The 8,878-nt window shown below is 65.6% G+C and carries 8 protein-coding genes; 6 read left to right on the top strand and 2 right to left on the bottom strand.

Annotation, left to right across the window (positions count from 1 at the left end; genetic code table 11):
- The first annotated feature begins 375 nt into the window (after positions 1 to 375).
- From B1C78_RS15460 to fusA, 4 genes are all read left to right on the top strand, one after another.
- Positions 376 to 1,536: a GGDEF domain-containing protein gene (locus B1C78_RS15460; RefSeq protein ID WP_245795459.1), complete on the top strand. Its 1,161-nt coding sequence runs from the start codon at positions 376 to 378 to the stop codon at positions 1,534 to 1,536.
- 106 nt (positions 1,537 to 1,642) lie between these two features.
- On the top strand, positions 1,643 to 1,888 hold the full coding sequence (locus B1C78_RS15455; protein WP_139349976.1) for a hypothetical protein: 246 nt from the start codon (positions 1,643 to 1,645) through the stop codon (positions 1,886 to 1,888).
- A 142-nt stretch (positions 1,889 to 2,030) separates the two neighbouring features.
- Complete coding sequence (locus B1C78_RS15450) at positions 2,031 to 2,933, top strand: cyclic nucleotide-binding domain-containing protein (RefSeq protein ID WP_139349975.1); 903 nt, start codon at positions 2,031 to 2,033, stop codon at positions 2,931 to 2,933.
- A gap of 77 nt (positions 2,934 to 3,010) precedes the next feature.
- Positions 3,011 to 5,050, top strand: a complete 2,040-nt coding sequence (fusA, locus tag B1C78_RS15445) for an elongation factor G (RefSeq protein WP_077280064.1) — start codon at positions 3,011 to 3,013, stop codon at positions 5,048 to 5,050.
- A 613-nt stretch (positions 5,051 to 5,663) separates the two neighbouring features.
- Here fusA and B1C78_RS15440 read toward each other — a convergent pair.
- Together B1C78_RS15440 and B1C78_RS15435 are read right to left on the bottom strand one after the other, a co-directional pair.
- On the bottom strand, positions 5,664 to 6,191 hold the full coding sequence (locus B1C78_RS15440) for a YceI family protein (protein ID WP_175628334.1): 528 nt from the start codon (positions 6,189 to 6,191) through the stop codon (positions 5,664 to 5,666).
- A 29-nt stretch (positions 6,192 to 6,220) separates the two neighbouring features.
- A complete protein-coding gene (locus B1C78_RS15435) occupies positions 6,221 to 6,808 on the bottom strand; it encodes a cytochrome b (protein WP_077280062.1) in 588 nt (195 codons plus the stop codon).
- On the opposite strand from B1C78_RS15435, the gene B1C78_RS15430 reads away from it, so the two are divergent.
- Both B1C78_RS15430 and B1C78_RS15425 read left to right on the top strand, forming a co-directional pair.
- Entirely contained in the window at positions 6,807 to 7,532 is a 726-nt protein-coding gene (locus B1C78_RS15430; RefSeq protein WP_175628333.1) for a YceI family protein, read from the top strand. The two genes, B1C78_RS15435 and B1C78_RS15430, sit on opposite strands and share 2 nt — an antisense overlap.
- 537 nt (positions 7,533 to 8,069) lie before the next feature.
- The coding region (locus B1C78_RS15425) for a hypothetical protein (protein WP_217698048.1) at positions 8,070 to 8,878 on the top strand (809 nt) is incomplete at its 3' end.

Below are 8,878 nucleotides of genomic sequence, written 5' to 3'. Positions count from 1 at the left end.
GGCTCGATGTCCCTGGCGCGCAGCGCCTCCTGCTGTTCGTTGGCATCGAGCCATACCACACTGTCGGCACGCCGGCCCGCGAGATGCCGGTAGCGCGCCCTGTCCCGGACACATCGGGGGCAGGCGGCGTCGTAGTAGACCTTGATTGGCGGTTGAGCGGACATGAGCGGCTTCGCGTGTGCCGGCGTGTCGACCCTTTGTCCCGCCCCGAATCCGGCTCCCACAAGCGCCGGTCGTCCTGCACGGGGCACCGCCCGTGCACCGCGGCGCCCATGGCTCAAGATTGACTGCTATGCTGGGGATTCCCTGAAACGAAGCGTTCAAGACAGGTACCGGATGAGTGGAGACAACGCCCCACGCGGTGTTCCGGTCCGCATGCATCCGGTTGGACTCTGGTTCGCCTGCAGACATGCGGAGTCCGGTTACCGGGAGGAGCAGGGGCGCATCCTGCGCCACCAGGCGCGTATCGCGCTCGTGTTGGGCATGTTCCTGTACGGTGCCTTCGGACTTCTCGACGTGGCAATCAGCGACAGCGTGCCCGTGCCCGCGCTGGCCCTGCGCGGCGGGGTGTTGCTGGTGGGCCTGGGTGCGCTGCTGGTCACCTGGACGAGTCACTTCGAGCGTCATCACCAATGGCCCCTGATGACGGCCGGTCTGGCCGCCGGATTGGGCGGTGTCGGGATCATGGCGATTCTGCCGGAGGCCTTGGCGCACGGCTATGCGACCGGGCTGATCCTGGTGGTGATTGCCGTATTTCTCCTGCTGGGCATCTCCTTCCTCAATGCGTTGCTGGTGAACCTGGTCATTTTGGTGGCCTTCGCCGTGGTACTGGTGGGTGCCTACGAGGATCGCATCCAGGTCCTGACCGAGTCCGTTCAACTGCTGGCTGCACTGGTGCTGGGCGGCGTGGCCGCCTACATCCAGGAGTACCAGCGCCGCGAGCTTTATGTTCAGCGCCTGGAACTGGAGGACGAACGCAATCGCCATCGGGACATGGCGCTGACGGATGCCCTCACCGGGCTGCCCAACCGGGCACTGCTCCTGCAGCGCCTGGAACAGGCCGTGGCCCGCACGCGCCGCCACCGGATTCACGGCGCAGGCCTGTTCATCGATCTGGACCGGTTCAAGCCGGTCAATGACATCCACGGTCACGAGGCCGGCGACCGGGTGCTCCAGGCGATGGGGAAGCGGCTCCTGGCCTGCGTGCGCGAGACCGATACCGTGGCCCGGTTTGGCGGAGACGAGTTTTTCGTACTGCTGGAGGATATGGAGCATGCGGACTTCGCACGGGAAGTGGCCGCACGCGTTGTGGATGCGCTGTCGCAGCCGGTGCCCATCGATTCGGACGACCCGGACAGCCCCCGCGTGGTCATGGGTGCCAGTGTGGGCATTTGTGAGTTCCCGTCCGTGGCGGCGACAGCCGAGGCCGTGCTCACCGGTGCAGACGATGCCATGTACGCGGTCAAGAAAGCCGGTGGGAACGGCTTCAGCTCTTATCGGGGGGGCGAGCCAGGGGAGGTAGTCTGCCTCGGGTAGGATTGAGCGGGGAACGCCGGCCATACAGGGGCGTTCTCATGTCATGAAGCCACAACCGCCCGCCGAGGGGATCGCCATGAAGCGAATGATTCTTGTTTCATTGTTCTTGTCTGTCATTGCCGGGGCCGTACTGGTCACACACGCAGTGTCCGCGCCCGGGGCGGCGCCGGGCGCGATGCAGGGGGAACCCGCCTACCAGATCGCCCCCCTGGATGCGACCGCCATGGTCTGGCGCCTGAACACCCGTACCGGTGAGCTGGAGCTCTGCCATGCCACGAACCGCGGCGACTGGATGCACGAGCAGGCCCGGCTGGCCGGGCGTTGTGCCCGGATGCCGTCGCCTTCGATCTGAGAGGCTAAGGCCGTGTGACACCGCCACCCCTTGCGTTCCAGTGCCCTCGGCTTGAGCTTGATCAAGTTCCTGAGCTGCCCGGTCGGTTAAGGTCCAGCATGGGTCGGGGGAAACCGCCCCGTGTCGGGAGCGGACTGGCCGTTTGACAGATTCCCCTGGCGGGACCCGTGCGTCCGGCCGATTCTCTCTCGTGGTGTTCGGGCGTGCCTGCCCGCACGCCGCCACCGGCACGCCCGGAACCATGGGGGAAGGCGCCATGACGCCTGTCGACGAGCTGGATCTTGTGCTGCAGCTGCCGCTGTTCGACGGACTCGAACCCGAGTCCGGTCGCCGGCTTCTGGGTCCGTCCCTGCACTGCGAGGCGCAGGCCGGTGTCAATCTCTTCCAGCAGGGTGAACGCCCCGAGTACCTGCACGTACTGATCGAGGGCGCCGTGGAACTGCGGTGCGTGGATCCGACCGGCCACGAAGTGGTGGTTGAGGTGGTGCGTCCGGTGGACTGTTTCATCCTGGCCGCCGTGGTGACCGATGCCCCCTACCTGATGACCGCACGCACCCTGGAGCACTCCCGGCTGCTCCTGATCCCGGCGGGGCATCTGCGCGAGGAACTGTACCGGCAACCGGCCCTGTCCCTGGTCCTGCTGGGGTCCCTGGCGCGTCACTACCGTGCCCTGGTTCGCCAGATCAAGGACCTCAAACTGCGCACCTCTGCCGAGCGTGTGGGCGCCTTCCTGTTGTGCCTGGCCCTGGATCAGGGCGGTGCCACCACGGTGGAGCTGCCCTATCGCAAACGCGTACTGGCGGATCGCATGGGCATGACACCGGAGAATCTCTCCCGTGCCTTCGCGCGCTTGCGCGAGTGTGGTGTGCAAAACCAGGGCTCGCACGTGGTCATCGAGGATCTGGAACGGCTCGCGGAATACTGCCGCATGGACACGGCCATTGACCGCGTCGAGGCGGCGCTGCGCGTGCCCGCGCAGCAGGTGCTGCCGGACTCGTCGGAGAGTGTTCCCCCGTCCCGCGCGCAAGGCACGACGGACACCTGAGCGGCCACGCTTTCCCCACGGGCTGCTAACCTCTCGAGGGACAGACGTGCGTGCTGATCTGTGCGCGGGGGTAGCCTATGTCCATCAGGGGACCGGAGAACATCCGCAACATCGCGCTGGTCGGTCCGGCCGGTTCGGGCAAGACGACCCTTGCGGAGGCCCTGCTGAACGTGGCCGGTGCAGTCGCCGGCCCGGGCAGCGTGGAGAAAGGTTCCACCGTCAGCGATGCCGACCCCCAGGAACAGCGGCTGCACCACTCCATCTCCGCCTCCGTCCTGGGCCTCGAATGGGGAGACGCGTGGATCGATCTCATCGACACCCCGGGCTATGCGGATTTTCGTGGCGCAGCGCTCTCCATTCTGCCCGCCGTCGAGGTGGCTGCGGTGGTGATCAGTGCTTCCGGTGGCATCGACGCAACGGCGCGCAGCCTGATGGCCTGGGCGCAGGATCGCCGGATGTGCCGCATGATCATCGTCAATGGCATGGATGCCGATCCCACGGCACTGCCCGGCCTGCTCGAGGCGCTGCGCACCACGTTCGGTCCCGAGTGTCTGGCGCTGAACCTGCCCGCCGGAGGCGGCAGCCGGGTGGCGGACTGTTTCTTCGAACCTGCCGGTGAGTCGGATTTTTCCTCCGTGGCGGAGGTCCACGAGATGCTGGTGGACCAGGTGGTGGAGATGGACGACGCCCTCATGGATCTGTACCTGGAGCAGGGCGAGTCATTGAACCCGGCCCAGCTCCACGATGCCTTCGAGGCGGCGCTGCGGGACGGGCACCTGGTGCCCGTGTGCTTTACCTCGGCGGCGACCGGCGCGGGCGTGCGCGAACTGCTGGACGTGTTCGTGCGCCTCATGCCCAACCCCCTGGAGGGCAATCCGCCACCCTTCATTCGACAGGACGAACAGGGTGTTCGGGAGTATCACGCGGTCCCCGATCCCGATGCGCACGTGCTGGCGCACGTGGTGAAGGTGGAACACGATCCCTTTCTCGGCAAGGTGGCGGTGTTCCGCGTGCACCAGGGAACGGTGACCCGCGAGACCCGATTGTTCGCCGGCGATGCACGCAAGCCCTTTCGTGTCGGCAACCTGTTCCGCCTGCAGGGCCGGGAACACCTGCCCGTAGAGCGCTGCGGTCCCGGTGAGATCGGGGCGCTCACCAAGGTGGAGGAGGTGAGCTACGGCACGGTTCTGCACGATTCACACGACGAGGATCACATCCAGCTGCGTCCGCCCGAGATCCCCGCGCCCGTATTCGGTCTGGCGGTCCAGGCCGCGCGTCACGGCGACGAGCAGAAGCTCTCCGACGCGCTGACCAAACTCGTGGAAGAGGATCCCGGCCTGAACGTGGAGCAGGATCCCGCCACGCGCGAGACGGTGCTGCGGGGCCAGGGGGAGTTGCACCTGCGCATGGCACTGGAGCGCATGCGTGAGCGCTTCAACCTGGAGGTGGAAACGGCCACGCCGTCCATTGCCTACCGGGAGACCATCACCGCGCCGGCCGAGGGTCATTGCCGCCACAAGAAACAGACCGGCGGCGCCGGACAGTTCGGCGAGGTGTTCCTGCGCGTCGAACCGCTGGCGCGCGGCAAGGGCTTCGAATTCACTGACGAGATCAGGGGCGCCTCCATCCCGGGGTCGCTGCTGCCGGCCGTGGAGAAGGGCATACGCCAGGCCATGGCCGAGGGCGCCGTCGCAGGCTATCCGCTGCAGGATGTGCGGGTCACCGTGTACGATGGCAAGACCCATCCGGTGGATTCCAAGGAGGTGGCCTTCGTCATCGCCGGGCGCAAGGCCTTCCTCGATGCCGTGCGCAAGGCCAGGCCCATCGTGCTTGAGCCCATGGCCGAACTATCGGTGGAGGCGCCCGCCGAGGCCATGGGTGATCTGTCAGGCGATCTGTCGGTGAAACGGGGGCGCATCGTGGACACGCAGGCCCTCGGCGAACGCATGAGCCTGCAGGCGGTGGTGCCGCTCGCGGAACTCGCCGAGTACCCGGCCCGCCTCAACGCCCTGACCGGCGGCGCCGGCAGCTACACGCTGCAGTTCAGCCATTACGAGCAGGTCCCCGAGCAGGTCCAGCGCAGCCTCGTGCAGGCCTGGCGACCGAAGGAGGAGTGAATTTCCAGCCTTGTTTTTGAACCACGAAGGACACGAAGCGCACGAAGCAATACGAAAGAAAGATTGTTCTCTCGCAAAGCCGCGAAGCACGCCAAGAACCCCAATTGAATTTCAATAATGACTCTTCGGGGGTCCTTGGCGTGCTTCGCGCCTTCGCGAGAGACACGAATTTCTGCTGACCAGGGGCAGGAGTTGCGCACCGCCACGAATCTCATAAATGCAGCGGCGTCGAAATCGGAAAGAATTGACTCTCGCCAAGATCGCGAAGTACGCCAAGAGATCATCAGGTCTTGTCTAACGGTTCTTGGGGTTCTTGGCGTCCTTCGCGATCTTTGCGAGAGAAACGATTTTCTCCTGATCAGGAGCAACTGTTGCGCGCCGCCACGAACGTCACAAAGGCAGCGGCGTCGAAAGCGGAAAGAATTGACTCTCGCCAAGATCGCCAAGCACGCCAAGAAATCATCAAATCTTGTCTAACGATTTTTTTGGGGTTCTTTGCGTGCTTCGCGATCTTGGCGAGAGAAAAGTTTTTTGTCGACCAAGGGCAGAGACGTGTGCAACCCCGGGGAAGCTTGCAAGGACTGCGGTTACATCAAGGCGTGTTCCCGGCGTTTCATTGCGACTCGACCGGTTCCAGTAACATCCGGAAGCGCAGGTCTACGCGGTTTCTCAGGAACTCGGTGTCCTCGAACTCCCCGGTGCCCACCTGGAAGTCCAGGCGCAGGAGTTGTGCCTCGCCGGACAGCTGCGGGGGATCGCCGGGTTGCAGCTCCAGGCGCACCGGGACCGATGCGCTGATGTCACGGACGGTGAGCGTGCCCTCGGCCACGTATGCGTCGCCGTCGCGCCGGATGGTCGTGCTGGTCCAGGTACCTTCCGGAAAGCGGGCGATGTCGAAGAATTCCTCATCGCGCAGCGCCGCATTGCCCTGGCGGTTGCTTGTGTCGCCGGACCCGGTGTCCACCGCCACATGTATGTTCGCCGTGGACAGATCGTCATTGTCCAGGCACATGTCCACTGTGAATCGGCGAAACCGTCCGGTGAAGGGCGTGCCCTCCAGCACGCCGTCGAACAGCAGTTCGCCTTGCTCTGCCGTGGCCCGGTAGCACTGTTCGGCAGGCGACGCGGCCGACGCACTCATGCACGCTGCCGCTAACAGGACGGTTCGGCTCAGTCTTCGCGCCATCGCGGCAACATTCTCCAGAGCAGGCCGTCCTTGAGCAGAAACTGATGCCGCAGCGCAGCCAGCACGTGCAGGCCGGCGAGTACGGCCAGAGACAGCCCCAGACCCCGGTGGATCACGCCGAGGATGTCCTCCAGCGCTTCGTCGGTCGCCACCGGTGTGGGCAGGCTCAGCGGACCCCACCAGTAGTCGCCCAGGCCGGCCGCGGACGAGTAAAACCAGCCGGACAGGGGAAGGGCGAAGATCAGCCCGTAGAGGAGTCGGTGCATGACCTGGGCAGCGAGGTGTTCCATCCGGTGGATCGTGTCGGGCAGCGGCGGCGGAGGGTCGTACAGGCGCCACGCCAGGCGCAGCGCGGCCAGCGCAAGTATGGTCATGCCCAGGGTCTTGTGCTGCGTGACCAGTTCGAAGCGTGCGCGCAGGCCTTCGGCATTGGCAATGCGCCAAGCCCACGTGTACTGCACCAGGATCAGTACCACCACCAGCCAGTGAAACGATTGACTCACCAGGCCGTAGCTGCGGGTGGTATTTCGAAGCGGTATGCTCAACTGCGGGTATTCCGGGGACTGTGTCATGTCCACTATAGACTGCGGGCGTATGGGGAAGGCAACAGGGCTGCTGTTGGCGGCCGCGTTGTTGGCTGCGTGCCAGGCAGTGCCTCAGCCGCCTCCCGGGCCGGCCGAGAGTCGGCCCGCGGATCCTGCGCCGGTTGATCTGCCGGAGGGACGCGACTACCGCGTCGTAAGTGAGCGCTCCGAGATTCGCATCGTGCTCTACCCGGCGGGCCCACTGGCACGCTTCGGTCACCCGCACGTGATCGGCGGTCCGGTGATCGAGGGTCGTGCGGTGGTGGGCGAGGCCCTTCGGCAATCCGGCCTGCGCCTGCAGATACCGGTGCGGGCTCTGGAGGTGGACCGTCCGGAGTGGCGCGCGGACGAGGGGTTCGAGCCGGACATGCCGGAGTCTGCGGTGAGGGATACGCGGGACAACATGCTCTCCGAGGCTGTGCTGCACGCGGACGCGCATCCACAGATCCTCATCGAATCCGTCGATCTGCGCGGACCTTCCTGGCAGCCGGACATGGATGTACGCATCACGCTGCGCGGGGTGGCGCGCGAACTCACGGTGCCGGTGGCGTTGTCGGTGAACGATGATCGGCTGATCGCCAGCGGCCGATTCGTAATTCTTCAGAGCGACTTCGGCATCGAACCGTTCAGCGCCATGGGCGGCAGGCTTCAGGTGGCCGACGCGGTGCTGATCCGTTTCCGGATTCTCGCCGTGGCCGGAGACGGCAACTGATTGTCTGCCCGGCGGCGGTGCGCGGGATCCGGGCATCACCATCGATTGGGCCTGTGGTCCTGATGCGCCTTCCGTTGCCCTGTGGCAACACGGAATTCTCTCCTTTTCTCAATGGGTTGTCGGATTCCATCGGGTGCATGTTGCCCGCAGATGACACCCGGTGAAGACCGCAATGGTGCCGTTTCCGGGGTTCGCATGTAGCCGTTGAGTGACACAAACCCACGCCGGAGCCGGCGCTGCGGTTCATGGTGCAACCCGCGACATCGCGCAGATCAAGGGCCGGCGCGGCCTGCGGCTGACATGGCATCCCTCTTGCAACCGCCCTCGCGAGCCCCGTCAGGGACAGCCGGGGTGATCTATTGCCATGCCTCGTATCCGGGCATGTGCGTGGGCACAGGTTCATGCCCGGGATACGAAGCGCGGCTTCCGAATGTGGCCGGAGCCATCCTGGAAGGATGACGACCGGTTGCAGGCTCTGCAATCCATAGCGGTATGGGATGACGAACCAGAGCGAATATGCAACGAGGAGGGATTTTCATGTCTATCAACAAGAGCAAACTTCATTGGATCGGGGCCACCAGCGCTCTGGCCCTGGCACTGGCCGGTGGTCAGGCCGCAGCCGAGTTCGGCGATGCACACGAGGCCCGACTGCATTCCTCGCCGATGGTCCTTGCCCAGGCGACGTCTTCCGCTGAAGCGTCCGCAACGGCCTCTGCAACAGCAGGTGCCGACGCCACGGCCTCTGCGGCTGCCGAGGCCAGTTCAAGTGCCACTGCGGGCGCCGATGCTTCAGCGTCTGCCGCGGCTGACGCTGCGGCCAGCGGTGCGGATGCAGCCGCCAGTGCGGCCGCGTCCGCTGAAGCTGCGGCCAGCGGCGCCGATGCGGCGGCGAACGCTTCGGCTGCGGCTGACGCGGCTTCCAGTGGTGGCAATGCCGCCGCCAACGCTTCCGCTGCTGCGGAGGCCACATCGGGGATCGAAGGGGCCGCCTCGGCCAACGCATCGGCTGCGGCCGAAGCCATCTCCGGCATGGAAGGCGCGGTCTCCAACGCCAACGCTTCTGCCGCGGCAGAAGCGACCGCGGCCGGCGGTACTGCGCTGACCAACGCGACCGGCATCGCCGAAGTGACCGGTGACGGCAGTGCGACTGCGGAGAGCAGTGCCACTGCCGAGGCGTCGGGTGCCATTGATGATGGCATGGACGGACCTGATGGTGCCGCCGACGTGGATGATGGCACCGACACCGAGGCCGGAACCGACGTGGAAGGCGGCACCGAGGGTGACATGGCCGATGCTGAAGGCAGCACCGACGTTGAGGCCGGTACCGACACCGAGGCGGGCGCCGA

It is taken from the genome of Thioalkalivibrio denitrificans (assembly GCF_002000365.1).
Lineage (GTDB): Bacteria > Pseudomonadota > Gammaproteobacteria > Ectothiorhodospirales > Ectothiorhodospiraceae > Thioalkalivibrio_A > Thioalkalivibrio_A denitrificans.
Note: the sequence above shows the minus strand (reverse complement) of the source record. Positions and strands in the feature narration are given on the sequence as shown.

Excerpts from the sequence above, each read along its gene's own strand:
- fusA (WP_077280064.1), top strand. The coding sequence starts at position 3,011 with ATGTCCATCAGGGGACCGGAGAACATCCGCAACATCGCGCTGGTCGGT.
- B1C78_RS15440 (WP_175628334.1), bottom strand. The coding sequence starts at position 6,191 with ATGAGTGCGTCGGCCGCGTCGCCTGCCGAACAGTGCTACCGGGCCACG.
- B1C78_RS15435 (WP_077280062.1), bottom strand. The coding sequence starts at position 6,808 with ATGACACAGTCCCCGGAATACCCGCAGTTGAGCATACCGCTTCGAAAT.
- B1C78_RS15460 (WP_245795459.1), top strand. The coding sequence starts at position 376 with ATGCATCCGGTTGGACTCTGGTTCGCCTGCAGACATGCGGAGTCCGGT.
- B1C78_RS15430 (WP_175628333.1), top strand. The coding sequence starts at position 6,807 with ATGTCCACTATAGACTGCGGGCGTATGGGGAAGGCAACAGGGCTGCTG.